Raw genomic sequence first — 19,605 nt, 5'->3', positions numbered from 1 at the left:
GGATTAAGAGTCTTTTTGGGTAGAATACTATCCAGGAGGGCTCTTTTATTTTATTTCAAATTGAAAATGGTTTGAAAATGGACACAGCTTTTTGCTTGACACCAAAAATGAGCTTTTGGTAAGATTGCAATAATATATTTCGGCAAGTATTCAATAAGGAGGATTTATTACGTGTGGGAGTCTAAGTTTGAAAAAGAAGGATTAACGTTTGATGACGTGTTGCTCGTACCGCGAAAGTCGAATGTTTTCGGTAAAGAGATTGATATCAGCACAGAACTGACAAGCAAGATTAAGCTCAATATCCCCTTCATCAGCTCTGCGATGGATACCGTTACGGAATCGAAGCTCGCAATAGCAATAGCTAGAGAAGGCGGAGTCGGAATCATTCACAAAAATATGCCGATCGCGCAGCAAGCGGAAGAAGTCGATCGTGTTAAGCGTTCGGAGAGCGGCGTAATTACAAATCCTTTTTATTTGACTCCAGAACATCATGTGTATGACGCGGAAGAGTTGATGGCCAAGTACCGCATCTCAGGCGTACCTGTTTGTGATGACAATAAAAGATTGGTCGGTATCCTGACCAACCGCGATCTTCGTTTTGTTCATGATTATTCCATCAAAATCAAAGATGTCATGACAAAGGACAACCTGGTCACGGCTCCGGTAGGCACTACGCTTCAGCAAGCGGAAGGCATCCTCCAAAGACATAAGATCGAGAAACTTCCTTTAGTCGATGATCAAATGATCCTTAAAGGTCTGATTACGATCAAAGACATCGAGAAAGCGATCCAGTTTCCGAATTCGGCTAAAGACGAGCATGGACGGTTACTCGTAGGTGCTGCAGTCGGCGTATCCAAAGACGTGTTAGAACGTACGGCGGCCTTGGTTGAAGCCGGTGCCGACTTAATCGTCGTGGACTCTGCACACGGCCATCACATTAATATCCTCAACACGGTGAGAGCCATTCGGGAGCAATACCCGGAGTTGACGATTATGGCAGGTAACGTAGCAACGGGTGATGGCACCCGGGATTTGATTGAAGCCGGGGCTAGTATCGTGAAGGTAGGTATCGGACCGGGCTCGATCTGTACGACGCGTGTCATTGCCGGTATCGGCGTACCGCAAATTACGGCCATCTACGATTGCGCCAGTGTAGCGCGCAGTTACAACGTACCAATTATCGCTGACGGCGGCATCAAGTACTCCGGCGACGTAACAAAAGCGATTGCCGCGGGCGCAAGTGCGGTGATGATCGGAAGTCTTTTTGCAGGAACGGAAGAAAGTCCGGGTGAATCGGAGATTTATCAGGGTCGCCGGTTTAAAGTATACCGCGGAATGGGCTCGCTCGGTGCGATGAAGGAAGGAAGTAAGGACCGGTATTTTCAAGAGAACGAAAGCAAGCTGGTTCCGGAAGGTATCGAAGGTCGGGTCGCTTATAAAGGACCGCTCGCAGACACATTGTATCAGCTAGTCGGCGGACTTCGTTCCGGAATGGGTTATTGCGGTTCCCCGAACATCCTTTCGTTGATCAATGATACGTCTTTCATTCGAATTACAGGCGCAGGGCTGCGCGAAAGCCACCCGCATGATGTGCATATTACGAAAGAAGCGCCTAACTATTCGTTATAAGAATTATATAGCCTATCAAAGGGACGGAAGCTGCGGCTTCCGTTTCTGTTTTTATTGGAAGGAACAAGCTTTTTTTACCTTATAAGTGGCTTGTGGTACAATTAAACTTGTTTTCTTATTTATTATTAAATCATAGGAGTGAGATGATTGTTTGTAAACGTAAAACGAATTTGTTCGGTTGTTGCTGTAGCCCTTTTCTTGAACACATCCCTTGCTCTCGTGCAGCCTCCTCAAGCGAGCGCCGCCGATACGAATACGGCCGACTTGCAGCTGAATGCGTCCTCGGCCATATTGATGGAGGCTAGTACGGGGCAAATCTTATATGAATATAATGCCGATAAGGCGCTGCCTCCTGCAAGTATGGCCAAGATGATGACCGAATACTTGGTAATGGATGCGATAGAAAGCGGTAAAATCAAAACGACGGATATGGTGAATACGACGCCTGCCGCGGCTGACGCGATCGGCTCGGGTCAGTTGCTCGCGTTGAACGAACAAGCGACCGTCGACAATATGTTTGCAGCCATGTCGATCTACTCCTCCAACGATGCCACGGTTGCTCTGGCTGAAGCGATTGCCGGTTCGGAAGAAAGCTTCGCGAAAATGATGAACGAGAAGGCGAAGGAGTTCGGATTGTCACCGGATGCGCATTTTATTAATTCGACGGGGTTGTCGCGCGCCGATATGGGCAAGTATGCTCCCAAAGAACTGCAGGGTGAGACGCTTCTAAGCGCCAAAGATGCCGCCCTGATTGCTTACCATCTTATCAACGACCACAAGAACCTGCTGGAATACACGAAGACGCCGGCTCGCAAATTCCGTGAGACGGACAAATCGCCTATGATCAACTGGAACTGGATGCTGGCGGATAATAAAAGCAATAAAAACTTTGCTAAATATGCGTATGAAGGTTTGGACGGGTTGAAAACGGGTCATACCGATGAGGCCGGCTACTGCTTCACCGGCACGGCCGAACGTAACGGCATGCGGTTGATCAGTGTGGTGATGGGCACAGGCCCGAAAGAAGAGGCGCGGTTTATCGAAACCCGTAAAGTGCTCGACTACGGTTTTAATAATTTTGCCCCGAAACAAGTACTAACGGCAAAAGCTGAAATAGATTCGTTGAAAACGGTCAATATTAAAAAAGGCGTGCAATTGGAAGTTCCTGTGGTGACGCAAACCGGACTCACGCTCATCGCGAAAAAAGGGACGCCGGACGATCAATTCAAAGTCACCGCCCAGGCCCTGGACGAATCGAAATTAACAGCGCCGATTGAGAAAGGCCAAGTGGTAGGTACGGCTAAAGTGACTTATGAAGGCAAAGAATACAACGTAAATTTAATCACCACGGAAGAGGTGGAGAAAGCCGGCTGGTTCCGGTTATTTTTCCGGGCGATTAAACAATTTTTCATCGATACGCTCTCCGGTGCCAAGAACGGTTAAAATCCGAGCGTATGGGTTGTACATTTAGAACAGTTCATGTAAAATATTTCTTTAGTTAGTTTGTCCTAAGTAAAGGAACGTGCCAACATAAAAGCAGAGTCTCGGGAGGAGTCGGACATGGAAACTGGAACATCTCGCGTTAAAAAAGGTATGGCCGAAATGCAAAAAGGCGGCGTCATCATGGACGTCATGAATGCAGAGCAAGCACGTATTGCAGAGGCGGCAGGCGCTTCAGCCGTTATGGCTTTGGAACGGGTGCCTTCGGATATTCGTGCAGCAGGCGGCGTTGCTCGTATGGCGGACCCGACGATCGTAGAAGAAGTTATGAAAGTTGTATCTATTCCCGTAATGGCCAAAGCGCGTATTGGGCATTTTGTCGAGGCGAAAGTGTTGGAATCGATGGGCGTCGACTATATCGACGAGAGCGAAGTGCTGACACCTGCTGACGAAGTGTTCCACATTAATAAAAAAGAATTTACCGTACCGTTCGTATGCGGCGCAAGAGATCTTGGCGAGGCGCTCCGTCGGATCGGCGAAGGAGCTTCCATGCTTCGTACGAAGGGCGAGCCGGGGACAGGAAACATTGTGGAAGCCGTTCGTCATATGCGCATGATTACGGGTCAAATTCGCAAAGTGCAGAGCTTGTCCAAAGACGAGCTGATGGCGGAAGCAAAAAACTTGGGCGCTCCTTACGAGCTGCTGCTGCAAGTACATGAAACCGGTCGTTTGCCGGTTGTAAACTTTGCCGCAGGCGGCGTGGCGACACCGGCCGATGCCGCATTGATGATGCACCTCGGTTCGGACGGCGTATTTGTCGGCTCCGGTATCTTCAAATCGGATAACCCGGAGAAGTTCGCGAAAGCGATTGTCGAAGCGACGACGCATTATACCGACTATGAGCTAATTGCCAACATTTCGAAAAACTTGGGTACGCCGATGAAAGGCATCGAAATTTCGAAGCTGCACGTGTCGGAACGTATGCAGGATCGCGGCTGGTAAACCGAGTATAACAGCCGCGGAAGGAAGAGGTTGAGCGACATGAAGATAGGTGTTTTGGCGTTGCAGGGCGCCGTCGCCGAGCATATTCGGTTAATCGAGAAAGCCGGCGGCGAAGGCGTTATTGTGAAACGGACGGAGCAGCTTGACGACATCCAGGGGATCGTGATCCCCGGAGGCGAAAGCACTACGATCGGCAAGCTGATGCGCACATATCAATTTATCGAGGCCCTACGCGAATTTTCGCGGCAGGGCAAACCGATTTTCGGCACTTGTGCCGGTTTGATCGTGCTTGCGAACGATATTGTCGGGCAGGACGAGACTCATCTCGGGCTGATGGATATCCGGGTGGCTCGGAACGCTTTCGGTCGTCAGCGTGAGAGCTTCGAAACCGATTTGGATGTAAAAGGCATTGCTAAAGACGTACGCGCCGTATTCATCCGCGCCCCGTTAATTGAGCAAGTCGGGGATGGAGTGGAAGTTCTGGCTACCTATCAAGGTTCCATCGTAGCCGCAAGACAAGGACATCTGCTGGCCGCTTCGTTTCATCCGGAATTGACCGATGATGAACGCATGCATGGCTATTTTCTAGATATGGTACGTGAGACGAGGTAGGAGGGATCTCCTTGTTGGATGTTAAATTGCTGCGAAGCGATCTGGATCAAGTGAAGCAAGCGATGGCGAACCGGGGGAAAAACCTCGAGGAGCTTGATCGTTTCACAGCGCTCGATACGAAGCGCAGAGAGCTTTTGCAAGAAACGGAGCAATTGAAAAATCGCCGGAATGTTGTGTCTCAAGAAGTGGCGCAACTGAAGAAGGCGAAGGAAAACGCGGACCATCTGATCGAGGAGATGAAGGTCGTCGGAGACCGGATCAAATCACTGGATGAAGAAATTCGTGAGCTTGAAACGCAACTGGACGCGATCTTACTATCTATTCCGAATATTCCACAGAGCGACGTGCCGATCGGCTTCAGCGAAGAGGAGAACGTGGAGATTCGCCGTATAGGCGAGGTGCCTGCATTCTCTTACGAACCGAAGCCGCATTGGGAAGTAGCGCAGCAGCTGGGCATTCTAGATTTTGAAGCTGCGGCGAAAGTGACCGGCTCGCGCTTCGTGTTCTACAAGGGCTTAGGCGCCCGTCTAGAGCGCGCATTGTTTAACTTCATGATGGATCTGCATGCGGACAAGCATGGCTATCAGGAAGTGCTGCCGCCGCAAATCGTGAATCGCGATAGTTTGACGGGAACCGGACAGCTTCCGAAGTTTGCGGAGGACGTGTTCAAGCTCGAGGGGATGGATTATTACCTGATCCCAACCGCGGAAGTGCCGGTGACGAACTATCACCGTGACGATATTTTGTCGGTGGAAGAGCTGCCGAAATATTATGTGGCTTTGAGCGCTTGCTTCCGATCTGAGGCAGGTTCGGCCGGACGGGATACCCGCGGCTTGATTCGTCAGCATCAGTTCAACAAAGTGGAGCTGGTTAAGCTGACGACGCCGGAGAGTTCGAATGAGGAGCTCGAGAAGATGACGGCGGATGCCGAGAAGGTGCTGCAGCTGCTGCAGCTGCCATACCGCGTTCTCGTGCTTTGTACGGGCGATATCGGCTTTTCATCGACGAAGACGTACGATCTCGAAGTTTGGCTGCCTAGCAGCAATACGTACCGCGAGATTTCATCGTGCAGCAACATTCAGGATTTCCAGGCGCGTCGCGCTAATATTCGGTTCCGCCGCGAAGCAAAAGCAAAGCCGGAGTTCGTGCATACGCTGAACGGCTCGGGGCTTGCGGTAGGACGAACGGTAGCGGCTATTCTGGAGAACTACCAGCAGGAAGACGGCAGCGTGCTCATCCCTGAGGTGTTAAGGCCTTATATGGGCGGCATCGAACGCATCAGTAAAATTTAGCGCTTGAATCCGGTTTGGCAGTTGTGATACAATGCATCTGTCACCCGGAGAGGTGGTCGAGTGGTTTAAGGCAGCGGTCTTGAAAACCGCCGTGTTCGTGAGGGCACCGTGGGTTCGAATCCCACCCTCTCCGCCATTATTTTAAATAACAGGTATCTACGTGCCTACATAGATAGCAACAAGGTCATCGACTTCGTCGGTGGCCTTTTTAGTATGTCTGGCGCTGCCAGGCACAGCCACTAGGAGTAGTTGTCGTCGAGTCGAGCGCCGAGCCCGATTAATCGTGGCGGTTCCTAATTTTTCAACGCCGGGTGAAGTATAGAGAGGTTGGAGAATCCGCATTTTATAAGTATGGAGGTGTTAATGACATCATGGCGAAATCGGATCAATTGCGGATCGATCAACAGGAGCTGGTTCAGGCATGGTCGCGGACGCTGCCAACCGTATTGAATGCTTCCGACCGGGCAGAAGTGTTCGCCGATGAAGCTGATTCCAATGTGCTTCGCGTTCATATCACAACGGCAGGGCGAAACGACTACAGCTTCGACTTTAAGTGTACGTATGTCGATTCGCGGGAAGTAAAGGTCGATCTGGTCGATGTGGAACGCGATGGCAACAATGTGGACGAGCGCACGGACGTGATCCAGACGTTAGTGGACGACTACGTAAGGCACATCCATGAATGCGCGCAGCAGCTTCATGCGCTGACGACGCGTTAAGAGGGAGGCATTGAACGATGACGAAAAATAAAAGCAACGTAGATAAAAATTTGCAGAACGTGGTTAAAGACCTCGAGCATATTGCCGTTACGAGTCATCAAGCGCAGCAGGTACAGCAGCAAACGAATGACCATCGCCATCAGGATGCGCTTAACCACGACAAGAAGCACGCCCATGCATCCGGTATCTCGGATATTCAATAAATCTAGAGGGGGCTGAATGATTATGCCTAAAGACATTCCGCAACCGGTAAACCCGCCGAGCGGCCAGGAGAATCAGAACGAACAGCGTCAACGGACCGGACCAAAGCCGGGCTCGAAGCGAATCAAAAACGAAAACCACAGCCGTCAAAATAACGGCGAAGGCTAAAAAAATCAGCCTCTTACCAACTAAAGCGCGGCCGCATCAAAGATATTCGATGCAAGCTGACGCTTTAGAGAGTAGGAGGCTGTTTTATTTGTGTGTGAGGGGCTTAGTTGTGAGAGAGCGTTAATTGTTTTTTTCGACGATTTGAAAGCATTCGTTGAGTAAAATTTGCGCCATGGCCTCATTATCCGTATACCCGTATAACAAAGCGCCGCCGGCGATGGCTTCGCAAACATCATCCATTAACGTGCAAATGGAAATCGAAAACTCATCATAAACGATGTAGAAAGTGTTTGCCGGCATCTCCATATCCACCTCGGGTTTATTTTTTCGAGATTTATCCCTTATTTTACCACGAGGTAATTAAAAAGAGAACAAGCAACCTTGAATTCTAATGTTTTTTTTAGCATATTTACGTAAAATATAATGATTTTTGCGAGAGGAGCATTTTATTCTAAAAAAGCGTAAAATAAATCATGTAAATTTGAAGGAGGATAGCGGATGATTATCTTGAAAACGAAGGAAGAGATGCTGAAAATGCGTAAAGCGGGTGCCATTCTATCAGCATGTCATAAAGAGATCGCAAAAATGATTCGTCCGGGAATAACAACACTCGCGATTAACGATTTTGCCGAGAAGTTCATTACGGATCATGGAGCGGAACAAGTGACGAAGGGGTTCAAAGGGTATCCCTTCGCTACCTGCGCTTCGGTTAATGACGTTATTGCGCACGGATTTCCGAATACAGAACCTCTTCAGGAAGGCGATATTGTCAAAATGGACATCGTCTGCCGTTACGACGGGTGGTGCGCCGATACGTGCCAAACGTACGCCGTCGGGAACCTTTCGCCGCAAGCGGCACGGCTGGTGCAGGTCGCGCGGGAATGTCTGGAGCTCGCCATTCCTCAAGCCGTCGTCGGCAACAGGATCGGGGATGTAGTTCATGTCATTCAACAGCATGCGGAACGAGCAGGCTACTCGATTGTCCGCGATCTGGTCGCCCATGGGATCGGACGGTCGATGCACGAGGAGCCTTCCTTTCCGCATGCGGGGAAGCCGGGACGCGGCTTTCGACTGCAAGAAGGCATGGTGTTCACCATCGAACCGATGGTGAACGCCGGTAAGCTGGAAATGTTCATTGATTTCGACGGGTGGACGGCACGTACGGTGGACGGCAGTTTATCGGCGCAATTCGAGCATACGATTGCCGTTACGAAAGACGGACCGTGGGTGTTAACGGAGTAAGGAGAAAGAGAGAAAATTCGGAAACTAAAAGAGCCCGCCGGCACGATCCAATCGCAGCTGCGGGCCCTTCTTCGTTTGTTAGGACGATGGGGAACAGTTATCCTTACGACGTTCGTTTGTCTCTTCGTCGTTGTCATTTGCGGCTACACCGGTTGTCGTTACGGTTGCCGTCGCATCGGTCTTCACATCATTAATGCCTTCGTTGTTGTAAAGGTAAATTTCTTCCGTTTGATCCTGCTCATTGGCCATCCGTATCACCTCCGCCCTAGTGTTCCGCGGGGGGACGAGCCTTATGCGCCGGATGTAATGGACTTTACGTCCCCGAGAGGACTCGAACCTCTATCGGTCCTTTAGGAGAGGACTGCTCTATCCTGTTGAGCTACGGGGACTTGAAACAAAGTTATTATAACATACCGAAGGGCATGGAGGGAATCCAGACAAAGACATCCGCATGAAAAAAATATAAACCATGCGCTTGCAGGGTTTTGTAAAGCTCGATTCGTCTAAGTAAACAGGAGAGGAGGGGGAGAACAATTACGGAAGAAGCTTGGATTGCGCGCTTGATGGCGGGCGACCGGGAAGCGTTCCGCGAGCTTGTCGACCGTTACGGCCGTTATTTGTTTCAAGCGGTGTACGGCGTGCTCCATTCGGTGAAAGACGCCGAAGACGTGACGCAGGAAGCGCTGATCAACATCTTTGCGGCTCTCCCCCAATACCGGCATCAAGGATTTAAATCATGGATTACACGCATAGCGGTCAATAAGGCGATCGATTATAAGCGATCGAAGGAACGCAAGAAGGAGCAGCTAACCTCCGATTGGGAGGAGCTTGAGCCGGTTGCGGCCAGAGTGGGCCCGAATACCGTCGAAGATACGTTGCTCGAACGGGAGAAGCGGGAGAGGGTGCGCAATTATGTGGACCAGCTGCCGGAGCATTACCGGGACGTCGTGTACGCCTTTTATATTGAGGAAAAATCGTATCAACAAATTGCACAGGAACAGCAGATTGCGTTAAAAACCGTAGAATCGAAGCTGTACCGGGCCAAACAATATTTGCGCAAAGCATGGAAGGAGGAGGATCGGGGATGATCCACATTTCGGAGGAAGCATGGCTGCTCTATATCAACGATGAGCTGTCAGCCGATGAGCGGGACCGCTGCGAGGATCATATGAAGGCATGCGACCACTGTTTGGAGCTTTATATGACCTGCCTGGACAAGGCCGCCGAGCGTCTGCCGCAGCCGGATATGCACACCTTGACGGAAATAACGATGCTGCGGTGGGACGAGCATCTTGAGCAGCAGGCGGATCGTTCACATGGACACGACGCTCATTTGCATCATAGCGCATACCGGCGAGCATGGACGCGGCACCCGATCTTCCATTATGCGGTGGCCGCGGCGGTTACGCTCTTATTGATGGGCTCGGGGGTGTTTCAAATTTTCACCCAGCAGGTGAATGCGCTGGATCCGAAATCGCATGCGGAGGCGGATTCCGTAACGTACCGTTCATTCAGCGACCAGCTGATGGACAAAACGATCGGGATGCTCGATGCCATTCAACCGAAACAAGAAGAGAGAGGGAAACGTGATGAATAGACATAAAAACCCTACCGTAGCATTCATGTTGTCTCTGATTCCGGGTCTAGGTCACTTGTACATGGGCCGCGCATTGAAAGGCGTTCTATTCGGTGGGGCCTTCTTGGGATCGTTGGTCATGACTTTATTCCTGCTATCGGAAAATATAGAAGAAGTGGCAGTCGCCACGCTGATCATTGCCTTTCTGATTTGGTTCGGCAGCCTCTTCGATATTGTGCGTACGATTGCTGCAGGACCGCCCTACCCGGCTCATGCCGAATGGGGATCCCCTAATCATGCCGGCAGCCGTTCCTATGGCCCTGAGCAAGCTTCTGAGCGGCCGTATGGGCCTGAAGCTATGCCGCGACACATGGAGCGGGAGCGGCCTTCGGAAGGGGAACCACCGCGATATGGCAGCGTGCCGCCGCAATATCCGTCCGGCAGCGTAAGCGATCGTCACTTTACGATACTTCTATCCTTCCTTCCGGGACTCGGACACTTCCAGCTCGGGCTGATGCAGCGCGGTCTCGCGTTCCTGGCGTTGTTCTTCGGTCTGGGGGTTGTAACGGTTTTTTTAACCGCGGTGACGAATCAGGATGATTTCCTGGTCCTGCTGGGCGGGCTGCCGATTATTTGGCTCTATGGGTTATTCGACTGCGTCCAGCAGTTACACCGGAAGCAGCGGGGCGAGACGCTGGTTGATCGGACGATATTCGAGGATTTTCAGGACGGCCGCGAATCGGGCAAGAAAAACAAAACGATTGCGATGCTGCTGTCCATGTTTCCGGGAGCGGGACATATGTACCTTGGCCTGCAAAAACGGGGATTGCAGCTGATGGCGGCTTTTCTGTTCAGCGTTTATTTTATGGATGCGCTCCGGTTGTCGTTATTTTTGTTCTTGATTCCGATTCTATGGTTTTACAGCTTCTTCGACGCGCTGCAGCAGATCTCGAAATCCGGCAGGGAGCCGTTGACGGATGCACCCATCGTGGATTGGCTCGTCCACCGGCAGCGTTGGATCGGAATCGGATTGCTTGGTCTGGGTTTGTATTATTTGCTGGATCAGGTGCTGTTGAATATGCTTGATCTTTGGCTGCCGAGAGAAGTACGGTCGCGGGTGTTGAACTGGTACCATACCTATTTTCAAACCTTTATCGTTTCGGTACTGCTGATTGGCGGGGGGATACGCCTATTATGGGGCGGCAAGAAAGGGAAGCGGGGGGAGTAGATTGAGAAAATGGCGCGTAGGCACGTTGTCGATGGGGCTCACGCTGATCGGCTTCGGAGTCCTCCTGTTCTTATCGCAATGGCAGGGACTTGGCGCATTCACCAGCTTCATCCGCTGGTGGCCGATTGTCCTTGTGCTGCTTGGCCTGGAGATCCTCGCGTATGTGTTCATCGCCAAGAAAGAGAGCGAGGTCATCCGGTATGATTGGATGAGCGTCCTGTTCGTCGGGGTGTTGTTCGCCGGCTGTTTCATGTTTACGATGCTGACCGGTCTCGGGGTGACGGATGAAGTACGCAAACTCGTAGGCGAAGTCGAGGTCACGGCGGATTTGCCCGAACTGCAGGAACCGGTAAATCCGGCCATCCAAAAGCTGGTCGTGCAAACATCCGGCGAACCGGTTCGCATCGACAAAACGGCGGAGCGTTCCATGCACCTGTTCGGCACTTACCGAACCCGCGTACAGGAAGGAGACCGTCCGACGGTCGACAAGGAGCAATTCTACACGGTGCGAACGGTTGGCGACACGATGTATGTGCAGGTGAAGCGTCCTCCGGTCTACCGCGGCCTGAATTCGGTCTACCCGGAGATGTCTGTTACGTTAGTGCTACCGCAGGACGTGCAGGTTGAAGTGCAGGGCCCGCATAACGAATCGAACCCTGGCTAAGAGTCGAAAATATCGAATAATCCCCTTCGGGCCGCTATGTATGAAATAGAGCGGCACGAAGGGGATATTGTTTAGGACCCTGGCCTTAAGGAACCAGAACGGGAGGCTTCCGGTGATGGGTGCCCTGTTCATAAGCGTAGGCCAGTTTAATCAAGGTTGCTTCATCGAAGGCACGGCCCAAAAATTCGATGCCGACCCCCAAGCCATCCGTCGTATAACCGGCCGGTACAGTGATAGCCGGGAAGCCGGAGAACGGGCTAACAAAATAGACTGAAGGGGAGAGAGAGGGAAAACAACGGGAGAAGAGAGGGATATCGGAATTTGGGCATAAAAAAATTGCGGTTTACGCCGCAATTCGTAGTTCATATAGGATGGTCGAGACGACAGGATTTGAACCTGCGACCTCTTGGTCCCGAACCAAGCGCTCTACCAAGCTGAGCCACGTCTCGAACTTCTGAAACGATTATATTTTAGCATGGGTAAATAGGCGTTGTAAAGGGAATTAGGTTACGTCTTCCCCCTTAATCTGCGGAAAAATTGGGTGAGCATGGAACTGCATTCTTCCTGCAGAACGCCTTGAATCACGTCGACGCGATGGTTAAATCTATCTTCCTGCAGCAGGTTCATCAGCGTCCCCGCGCAGCCGGCCTTCGGGTCCGGGGATGCGTAAATCACTTGCGGAATTCGCGCCTGGACGATCGCTCCGGCGCACATCGGACACGGCTCAAGGGTCACATAAAGCCGGCATTCCAGCAACCGCCAGGCGTCCAGCTGTTCGCTCGCTTGTTTAATCGCGATCAGTTCGGCGTGGGCAAGCGGATCTTTGGCCGTTTCCCGGACGTTATGACCGCGGCCGATAATGTCGCTGCCGCGAACAATGACCGCTCCGATCGGCACTTCGCGGCTCGCTTCGGCTTTCCGCGCTTCTTCGATTGCCGCCCGCATAAAATACTCGTGTTCTTCTATGGCTATCAATCGTTACACCTCATTCATCATTAGTCATTCGTCGATTGCGGGTAAGAAAAACGAACAAGCATTCTTACTCACATACTGTGGATAAGTATGTGGATAAATAGGATTAATTTCTTATCCCCATTGTAGGTAAATCGCGCTTGTAGGGCAAGTCCGGGTGTGGATATATAAGTTATCCACAGAACGGTTAACATGTGAATAATTTTTTTACGGAAAAGCGCTGTTAATTTTTTGTGAAAAGTGTGAATTTTCTTGAAGGGAATTTAGGAAACACCTATAATGAGATCAAGATGTGGGCATATGTACCCAAGTTCGGTGATGTGAAGTTTAGTTAAATAGTCGTTATCATTCGTTTTTTTGACAAACTTGTCGAAAGGCAAGGACGCAAAGCTTAGGGTCTAAGGTCTTCTTTATTGTGGATGACGACAGCCTGGCCGCCGATTGGGCGCACCGGTGAACAGACTGTAGTCTCGCATGTTGAGATGCAGCTTATTTTTTACCGAAGACATGAGAGCGAAAGGTGGTAACGAAGGTGATGAAGTCCGTTACGAGTGAAAAAATATCCTACGAGTTTACCCACGAAACGTATAGAAGCCCAAGCGGAATTCTGCTGAACAGCCGGGTGGCGGTGGAGAAGCGGGATTTCGTTTCGACCGGCATTTTGACTTATGCCGAGGGAGATATTCTTGAAGTTGAGATTTCGGAATACAAGGCGTTCGAGCTTGGGGATACGGTTAAATTAACGGTCTATTCACCCGGCGGAATCTATACGTTTCAATCGACGGTCGTGGCTAAAGATCAAGGAGCGCTGATGGTTATCAACCCCCCTCAGAATCGGAACCGGTTCGCCGAGAAGCGGGAGAACCCGCGGGTCGACGTCAAACATGACGGACACCTGCTCTCGATCCGCGAACCGAATGCGGAGATCCAATTGTTGAAGGAGCATGTCGCGCTGGAGGTTCGAAATATTAGCATCAGCGGGCTCGGGTTTATTTTGCCGAGCGATATTGAGTTAAGCAAGCATGCTATGGCCGACGTTCGGCTGGACCTGGGCTTCGAGATGCCGTGCCAAGTCGAGATCATACGGTTGGATCCGGGAGAAACCGTAATCTATTACGGAGCGCGTTACATCGACATGCCAACGGACAAAGCCAATGCGCTGCGGGCGTTTGTGTTGAAAAAGCAAGTGGAAAACCATTTCAGTTCGAAACGGGACGATTTTAACAAACGTATATTCAAATAGAGGCCGGCAATGCCACGGACTTCTTGCAGGGCGCTCGCATATGCTGATCGTAAGGCAAGGATTCTCGTCGGATCGGCTGGGGCCCCCAGCGCCCGAGACCTTCCGAAATGTCCGCAGGGTGGTGAGCACGGTGGCTTTTGTTATGAAATATGAGATCATTCCACGCTATTTGACGGGGCCGAGCCAGCGGCGTCCGAAGACGGCGTTAGCCCGCTGCCGGTTTATGGTGGCCCACGATACGGGAAATCCGGGGTCAACGGCCGCAGCGAATGTGTCTTATTTTGAAAATACCCGCAATGAAATGTCATCTTCCGCGCATCTGTTTGTGGACGATAAACAGATCATCGAGTGCATACCGTTCCTGACCGGACCGGCTGAGATTGCCTATCACGTCGTGTACAACGTAACGACCGATAACGCGCGTTACGGCGACGACGCCAACGACGCGGCGGGCGCGGTGGAGCTTTGTTACGGAGGCAGGATCAGCTTGACGGAATCTTACAAGCGGTACGTATGGGTGCTTGCGTATGCTTGTTACCGGTACGGACTAAACCCGGCTACCGATATCGTCGGGCACTATATGCTGGATCCGGCAAGGAGAAGCGATCCGCAGGAGCCGCTGCGGCTGCTCGGCAAGACGTTCCAGAGCTTCGTTCAGGACGTTGTGAACGAGTACCGGGCCAGCCTTGTGACGGAACCCGCGCCGGAACCGCAGACACGAATTAGCGCGGAGGATGCGAACAAGATCATCGGCTTTCTATCAGCCTCCTATTTCACAGCGGAAGATCAGGCGGCCAAGGCGGAGTTCCACAGGCTGGCCAATGAGCTTCGCCGTATTTCGGGGCAGCCGCCGCAGTAACGCGCCCGTCACCATGCCCTCTTTCCGAATGGAAGGAGGGTTTTTCCCATAGGGAGATGACACGGGGCCTACTTTTGGGATATAATATAATGTCAGGATTTGAAATTCCGTTCAGAGCATAAGGAGCTGTTTATATATGAGTCTTTCTTGTGGAATCGTCGGTTTGCCGAATGTCGGTAAATCTACGTTGTTTAACGCCATTACACAGGCCGGTGCGGAGTCGGCTAACTATCCGTTCTGCACGATCGATCCGAATGTCGGCGTAGTGGAGGTGCCGGATGAGCGCTTGACCCGCTTGGCGGAAATCGTCGTGCCGAATCGCATCGTGCCTACGGCGTTCGAATTCGTCGATATTGCCGGATTGGTCAAGGGCGCAAGCCAAGGCGAGGGACTCGGCAATAAGTTCCTTGCCCACATCCGCGAGGTGGACGCCATCGTGCATGTCGTACGCTGTTTCCAAGACGAGAACATTACGCACGTTTCCGGAACGGTCGACCCGATCAGCGATATCGAGACGATCAACCTGGAACTGATTTTGGCGGACGTGGATTCGGTGGACAAAAGAATCGATCGCTCCCGGAAGAACATGAAGGGCGGCGACAAAAAATATGCGCAGGAAGTCGAGTGTCTCGAACGCATTAAGGAGGCGCTCTACAACGATAAACCGGCGCGCAGCGTCGAGCTGAGTGATGAGGAGCGCTTGCTGATCCGCGACCTGCACCTGCTGACGATGAAGCCGGTGTTGTATGCGGCGAATGTCAGTGAGGCGGAGGTTGCGGACACGGACGGCAATCCGTATGTGCAGAAAGTGCGCGAATACGCGGCGCTCGAAGGCGCGGAAGTGGTTCCGATCAGCGCGAAGGTGGAATCGGAGATCGCTGAGCTGGAAGGCGAGGACAAGCAGATGTTTCTGGAGGAGCTGGGCCTTGCCGAATCCGGGTTGAACCGGTTGATCCGTGCCGCTTACAGGCTGCTCGGGCTGTACACATATTTTACGGCAGGGGTACAGGAAGTTCGCGCATGGACGATCCGCAAAGGAATGAAAGCGCCGCAGGCGGCAGGCGTAATCCATACCGATTTCGAACGCGGCTTTATCCGCGCTGAGGTTGTCGGTTACGATGATCTGATTGGTTCGGGCTCGATGAATGCTGCAAAGGAAAAAGGTTTGCTGCGCCTCGAGGGCAAAGAATATGTCGTTCAAGACGGCGACGTCATGCACTTCCGTTTCAACGTTTAGCTAGGCTAAGAGACGGTCCAAGTGCCTGCAGCCTTGGCGCGAGGAAGCGGGAAGATCAGCGGTGGTCGGCATGAAGAAGACGCCTGCTCGGAGCAATGGGTGTTGAAGGACAGGATGGTCGCTTAGTAAGGAAAAACGGGTTACGGAAAGAAAGGATGGATGACGAATGCTGGATCGGTTACAAGCTTTGGCTGACCGTTACGATAAGTTAAGCGAGTTGTTGTGCGACCCGGATGTCGCGTCGGATTCCAAGAAGCTTCGCGAGTATTCCAAGGAGCAGTCGGATCTGCAAGAGACGTATGAAGCTTATACAGAGTATAAGAGCGTTATGGAACAATATGAGGCGGCGCGGGCGATGCAGAACGAGAAGCTCGACGACGAGATGAAAGAGCTCGTCAAGATGGAGCTGGAAGAGCTGTCCGCGCGCAAGGACGAGCTGGAAGAGCGGATCAAAGTGTTGATGATGCCGAAGGATCCGAACGACGATAAGAACGTAATCGTAGAAATCCGCGGCGCGGCCGGCGGCGATGAAGCGGCTTTGTTCGCAGCCGATTTGTATCGGATGTATACCAAATTCGCGGACGCGCAAGGCTGGCGGACGGAAGTGCTGGATGTGAACATGAACGATCTCGGCGGGTTCAAAGAGATTATTTTCCTCGTGAACGGGAAGGGCGCTTACAGCAAACTGAAGTTCGAGAGCGGCGCACACCGGGTACAGCGCATACCGGCAACAGAGTCCGGTGGACGCATTCATACGTCGACGTCGACGGTTGCAGTGATGCCGGAGATGGAAGATTTCGACATCGAGATTCACGATAACGACATTCGCGTCGATACGTTCTGTTCGAGCGGAGCGGGCGGACAATCCGTCAATACGACGAAGTCGGCCGTTCGCGTCACGCATATCCCTACGGGCATCGTAGCGACCTGCCAGGACGGCAAGTCGCAAAACTCGAACAAAGAGAAGGCGCTGCAAGTGCTGCGCGCCCGTATCTATGACAAGATGCAGCAGGAAGAGATGGAGAAGTACGGCGCGGAGCGGAAAAGCAAGGTCGGCACCGGCGACCGTTCGGAGCGGATTCGCACGTACAACTTCCCGCAAAGCCGCGTGACCGATCATCGGATCGGCTTGACGCTGCACCGGCTGGACGCCGTATTGAACGGCGATATGGAAGAGATCGTTTCGGCGCTTACGATTGCGGCGCAAACGGATCAGATGGAAAAAGGAGAGTACGCCGGTGCTTGAGGAACGGCGTTTGACGATACGTGAAGCCTACTCGGAGGCTTCTTCTTTTTTGCGGCGGCACGGGGTGCGGGATCCGGAAGCGAACGCTGAACGTCTGCTTGAGCATGTGCTCGGGGAAAGCCGCAGCGGTATGCTGCTCCGATGGGGAGAAAAGTTCCCCGTGGAACAATTAGGAAATTGGAAGGCGCTTCTGGAGCGGAAAGCGGCCGGCGAACCGGTGCAATATATAATCGGGGAGCAGGAGTTTTATGGGCATGCTTTCGAAGTAACGCCTGCGGTGCTCATTCCGCGACCGGAGACGGAACTGCTCGTCGAGGAGGTGCTGCGTCTCGGACGGTTGCTTTGGAGTGCGGAGGCCGTGGATAGCGGGACAGGCTTGTTGAGGCATGCAGACGGGGCAGAGGAGCGAGAGGCCGTCCGCCACCGACCGACCGTATGCGATATCGGGACGGGAAGCGGAGCCATTGCCTTGACTTTAGCCGCAACTTGCGCCGACTGGCGTGTGCTGGCATCCGATCTGTCGGCGGAGGCGCTTGCCGTTGCCCGGAGCAATGCGCTTCGTCTCGGCGTCGGCGAAAGAGTTACGTTCGCCGAAGGAGATCTATTGCGTCCGTGGATCGAGCGCCGTGAACGGATCGACATTCTCGTGTCCAATCCGCCGTACATTCCGGAAGCGGACGAACCGGGTCTGCAGCCGGAAGTCAGGCTGTACGAACCTCGAACCGCGCTGTACGGCGGGGAGGACGGTCTCGTGCTGTACAGGCGGATGACGGCCCAGCTGGCCGAGCTCGTTGCCTTGCCGCGGCTGGTCGGCTTTGAAGTCGGCTTCGGGCAAGCGCAAGCGGTCCGGGGGCTGCTCGAACAGGCCGGCGATTGGGACGACTTGTATGTCGTTCCCGACTTGGCCGGTATTGAACGGCACGTCATCGCGTATCGGAAGTAACGATAAAATATAACGGATCGCCACGTTTAGACTCTCTTAAAGCCGGAAACACTAGAAACTAGATTCGATAGATTCGAAGTTGCTAGCGGTTCAGGCTTGGAGTATGAGAGAGGCGGCGATCGAAATGGTCAAACGGTTTGCGTGGAAACGGTATGCGTATGTGGGGTTCGCTTTGTTGATGCTTCTGATGTGCTGGGAGTCGAGCCGCGCGAATGCGATGCTCTTCACGGCGTCTAAAGCTGATGAAGCGGGCGCAAGCGTCATCCCGGCGGAGTCGATCCGCCTGCGCATCCTGGCCAATTCCGATGCGCCTGCCGACCAATGGATCAAACGCGAGGTCCGTGACGCCGTTATTGCGGAGATGTCCGGCTGGGTTCAACAACCCGACGGCCTGGAGGCGGCGCGCGAAACCATTCGCAAGCACTTGCCGGAGCTGGAAGCGGTAGTCGGTGAGACGCTGCAGCAGAACGGCTTTGACTATACGTATCAGGTGGAGCTTGGGCTCGTCCCGTTCCCGACGAAAATGTACGGCAATCAAGTATATCCGGCCGGCGATTACGAGGCGCTGCGCATATCGATCGGCGCCGCCGCCGGGCAAAATTGGTGGTGCGTGCTGTTCCCGCCGCTTTGCTTCGTCGATTCGGAGATGGTCGTCAAGAAACAAAATAAAGCCCATGCGGCAGCGTTTGACGACGAACCGGAACAGAAGGACAAGATGAGCGCGAGCAGGTCCGAAGCCGCCGGTGCGGAAAAAGGGAAAAGCGCAGGGAAAGAAGCGGCGAAAGCTTCCGAAACGGATGCTGCTGCAAAGCAGAACGCGGACGCGGCTCAGCAAGCGACGGAAACCGCGGAAACCGCGGAAACCGCGGAAACCGCAGAAAGCGCTAAGCCGGAAGTCCGATTTTTCCTCTGGGATATGATGAAGAAAGTCGCGTCGCTGTTTGCTTAATACGGGGTGCAGGTTACATCGGGAGGATGGAATTCGATGATGGAGACGAAGATATGGAAGACGGATGCGGCGCAGCCGGCCGCGCAGGCGCTGCAGGAAGCGGCGTCCTGGCTGCGGACCGGACGAACGGTGGCGTTCCCGACGGAAACGGTCTACGGGCTCGGTGCGGATGCGCGCAATACGGAGGCCGTGTCCGCTATCTTTGCCGCCAAGGGCCGACCGTCTGACAATCCGCTGATTGTGCATATCGCCGACAGGTCTCAACTGGCCGAGCTGACCGCTCCGCCGGAGGAGGCCGTTTTGCGGTTGATGGACGCGTTCTGGCCGGGGCCGCTCACGATCGTGCTGCCGGCACGCCCGGGCGTGCTGTCGCCGCTCGTCAC

23 protein-coding genes, 3 tRNA genes, 1 pseudogene and 1 riboswitch are annotated in these 19,605 nt (G+C 52.9%); of the genes and pseudogenes, 21 read left to right on the top strand and 6 right to left on the bottom strand.

The window, feature by feature from the left end; translation table 11 throughout:
• The first annotated feature begins 171 nt into the window (after positions 1-171).
• The 9 genes from guaB (at position 172) to FKP33_RS25085 (ending at position 7,063) form a co-directional block, all read left to right on the top strand.
• Entirely contained in the window at positions 172-1,629 is a 1,458-nt protein-coding gene (gene guaB / locus FKP33_RS25125; protein WP_054800301.1) for an IMP dehydrogenase, read from the top strand.
• Positions 1,630-1,776: 147 nt separating this feature from the next.
• Entirely contained in the window at positions 1,777-3,072 is a 1,296-nt protein-coding gene (locus FKP33_RS25120) for a D-alanyl-D-alanine carboxypeptidase family protein (protein WP_127609139.1), read from the top strand.
• 117 nt (positions 3,073-3,189) lie between these two features.
• On the top strand, positions 3,190-4,071 hold the full coding sequence (gene pdxS / locus FKP33_RS25115) for a pyridoxal 5'-phosphate synthase lyase subunit PdxS (protein WP_141336655.1): 882 nt from the start codon (positions 3,190-3,192) through the stop codon (positions 4,069-4,071).
• A gap of 39 nt (positions 4,072-4,110) precedes the next feature.
• The gene (pdxT, locus tag FKP33_RS25110) at positions 4,111-4,683 is read left to right on the top strand and encodes a pyridoxal 5'-phosphate synthase glutaminase subunit PdxT (RefSeq protein ID WP_141336654.1); all 573 of its coding nucleotides are present in this window, start codon (positions 4,111-4,113) and stop codon (positions 4,681-4,683) included.
• Positions 4,684-4,694: 11 nt separating this feature from the next.
• Positions 4,695-5,975, top strand: a complete 1,281-nt coding sequence (serS, locus tag FKP33_RS25105) for a serine--tRNA ligase (protein ID WP_141336653.1) — start codon at positions 4,695-4,697, stop codon at positions 5,973-5,975.
• A 46-nt stretch (positions 5,976-6,021) separates the two neighbouring features.
• A tRNA-Ser gene (locus tag FKP33_RS25100) sits at positions 6,022-6,111 on the top strand.
• A gap of 235 nt (positions 6,112-6,346) precedes the next feature.
• Positions 6,347-6,694: a hypothetical protein gene (locus tag FKP33_RS25095; protein ID WP_054798165.1), complete on the top strand. Its 348-nt coding sequence runs from the start codon at positions 6,347-6,349 to the stop codon at positions 6,692-6,694.
• A 17-nt stretch (positions 6,695-6,711) separates the two neighbouring features.
• On the top strand, positions 6,712-6,897 hold the full coding sequence (locus tag FKP33_RS25090; protein ID WP_127609126.1) for a hypothetical protein: 186 nt from the start codon (positions 6,712-6,714) through the stop codon (positions 6,895-6,897).
• 22 nt (positions 6,898-6,919) lie between these two features.
• Entirely contained in the window at positions 6,920-7,063 is a 144-nt protein-coding gene (locus tag FKP33_RS25085; RefSeq protein ID WP_054798173.1) for a hypothetical protein, read from the top strand.
• Positions 7,064-7,183: 120 nt separating this feature from the next.
• Here the strand turns inward: FKP33_RS25085 and FKP33_RS25080 are convergent, their stop codons facing one another.
• A complete protein-coding gene (locus FKP33_RS25080; protein ID WP_127609125.1) occupies positions 7,184-7,363 on the bottom strand; it encodes a hypothetical protein in 180 nt (59 codons plus the stop codon).
• A 198-nt stretch (positions 7,364-7,561) separates the two neighbouring features.
• On the opposite strand from FKP33_RS25080, the gene map reads away from it, so the two are divergent.
• Complete coding sequence (gene map, locus FKP33_RS25075) at positions 7,562-8,305, top strand: type I methionyl aminopeptidase (protein WP_141336652.1); 744 nt, start codon at positions 7,562-7,564, stop codon at positions 8,303-8,305.
• Positions 8,306-8,383: 78 nt separating this feature from the next.
• Here map and FKP33_RS27360 read toward each other — a convergent pair whose 3' ends face one another.
• Positions 8,384-8,554 carry a hypothetical protein gene (locus FKP33_RS27360; protein WP_181410277.1) on the bottom strand — a complete coding sequence of 57 codons (171 nt, stop codon included), beginning with the start codon at positions 8,552-8,554 and terminating at the stop codon, positions 8,384-8,386.
• 67 nt (positions 8,555-8,621) lie between these two features.
• A tRNA-Arg gene (locus tag FKP33_RS25070) sits at positions 8,622-8,694 on the bottom strand.
• Between the two features lie 174 nt (positions 8,695-8,868).
• Here FKP33_RS25070 and FKP33_RS25065 point away from each other — a divergent pair.
• The 4 genes from FKP33_RS25065 to FKP33_RS25050 are packed head-to-tail and all read left to right on the top strand — an operon-like array spanning position 8,869 to position 11,773.
• Complete coding sequence (locus tag FKP33_RS25065) at positions 8,869-9,393, top strand: RNA polymerase sigma factor (protein ID WP_127609124.1); 525 nt, start codon at positions 8,869-8,871, stop codon at positions 9,391-9,393.
• Entirely contained in the window at positions 9,390-9,902 is a 513-nt protein-coding gene (locus FKP33_RS25060; protein WP_181410276.1) for an anti-sigma factor, read from the top strand. Before FKP33_RS25065 ends, FKP33_RS25060 begins: the two co-directional genes overlap by 4 nt.
• Complete coding sequence (locus FKP33_RS25055) at positions 9,895-11,109, top strand: hypothetical protein (RefSeq protein ID WP_141336650.1); 1,215 nt, start codon at positions 9,895-9,897, stop codon at positions 11,107-11,109. The genes FKP33_RS25060 and FKP33_RS25055 overlap by 8 nt, the downstream gene beginning before the upstream one ends.
• 1 nt (position 11,110) lies before the next feature.
• Positions 11,111-11,773 carry a LiaI-LiaF-like domain-containing protein gene (locus FKP33_RS25050; protein WP_141336649.1) on the top strand — a complete coding sequence of 221 codons (663 nt, stop codon included), beginning with the start codon at positions 11,111-11,113 and terminating at the stop codon, positions 11,771-11,773.
• An 85-nt stretch (positions 11,774-11,858) separates the two neighbouring features.
• Here the strand turns inward: FKP33_RS25050 and FKP33_RS25045 are convergent.
• The 3 genes and pseudogenes from FKP33_RS25045 to tadA all read right to left on the bottom strand — a co-directional run.
• Positions 11,859-12,032 (bottom strand): annotated as a pseudogene (locus FKP33_RS25045) (amidase family protein); the annotation flags it as partial.
• A 113-nt stretch (positions 12,033-12,145) separates the two neighbouring features.
• A tRNA-Pro gene (locus FKP33_RS25040) sits at positions 12,146-12,222 on the bottom strand.
• 58 nt (positions 12,223-12,280) lie between these two features.
• The gene (tadA, locus tag FKP33_RS25035) at positions 12,281-12,748 is read right to left on the bottom strand and encodes a tRNA adenosine(34) deaminase TadA (RefSeq protein WP_258313554.1); all 468 of its coding nucleotides are present in this window, start codon (positions 12,746-12,748) and stop codon (positions 12,281-12,283) included.
• A 346-nt stretch (positions 12,749-13,094) separates the two neighbouring features.
• Positions 13,095-13,187: riboswitch (cyclic di-GMP riboswitch) on the top strand.
• A gap of 93 nt (positions 13,188-13,280) precedes the next feature.
• On the opposite strand from tadA, the gene FKP33_RS25030 reads away from it, so the two are divergent.
• The 7 genes from FKP33_RS25030 to FKP33_RS25000 form a co-directional block, all read left to right on the top strand.
• Positions 13,281-13,988 carry a PilZ domain-containing protein gene (locus FKP33_RS25030; RefSeq protein WP_141336658.1) on the top strand — a complete coding sequence of 236 codons (708 nt, stop codon included), beginning with the start codon at positions 13,281-13,283 and terminating at the stop codon, positions 13,986-13,988.
• A 142-nt stretch (positions 13,989-14,130) separates the two neighbouring features.
• Complete coding sequence (locus FKP33_RS25025) at positions 14,131-14,847, top strand: peptidoglycan recognition protein family protein (protein ID WP_230876230.1); 717 nt, start codon at positions 14,131-14,133, stop codon at positions 14,845-14,847.
• A gap of 136 nt (positions 14,848-14,983) precedes the next feature.
• The gene (gene ychF / locus FKP33_RS25020; RefSeq protein ID WP_127609120.1) at positions 14,984-16,084 is read left to right on the top strand and encodes a redox-regulated ATPase YchF; all 1,101 of its coding nucleotides are present in this window, start codon (positions 14,984-14,986) and stop codon (positions 16,082-16,084) included.
• Positions 16,085-16,250: 166 nt separating this feature from the next.
• Entirely contained in the window at positions 16,251-17,330 is a 1,080-nt protein-coding gene (prfA, locus tag FKP33_RS25015; protein WP_054798171.1) for a peptide chain release factor 1, read from the top strand.
• The gene (prmC, locus tag FKP33_RS25010; RefSeq protein WP_141336648.1) at positions 17,323-18,273 is read left to right on the top strand and encodes a peptide chain release factor N(5)-glutamine methyltransferase; all 951 of its coding nucleotides are present in this window, start codon (positions 17,323-17,325) and stop codon (positions 18,271-18,273) included. Before prfA ends, prmC begins: the two co-directional genes overlap by 8 nt.
• Positions 18,274-18,397: 124 nt before the next feature.
• A complete protein-coding gene (gene spoIIR, locus FKP33_RS25005; protein WP_141336657.1) occupies positions 18,398-19,222 on the top strand; it encodes a stage II sporulation protein R in 825 nt (274 codons plus the stop codon).
• A 39-nt stretch (positions 19,223-19,261) separates the two neighbouring features.
• Positions 19,262-19,605: L-threonylcarbamoyladenylate synthase (locus tag FKP33_RS25000; protein ID WP_141336656.1), on the top strand; the 344-nt coding region annotated here is incomplete at its 3' end.

It is taken from the genome of Paenibacillus sp. tmac-D7, assembly GCF_006519665.1.
GTDB classification, from domain to species: domain Bacteria; phylum Bacillota; class Bacilli; order Paenibacillales; family NBRC-103111; genus Paenibacillus_G; species Paenibacillus_G validus.
This window is presented reverse-complemented; position numbering and strand designations above follow the sequence as displayed.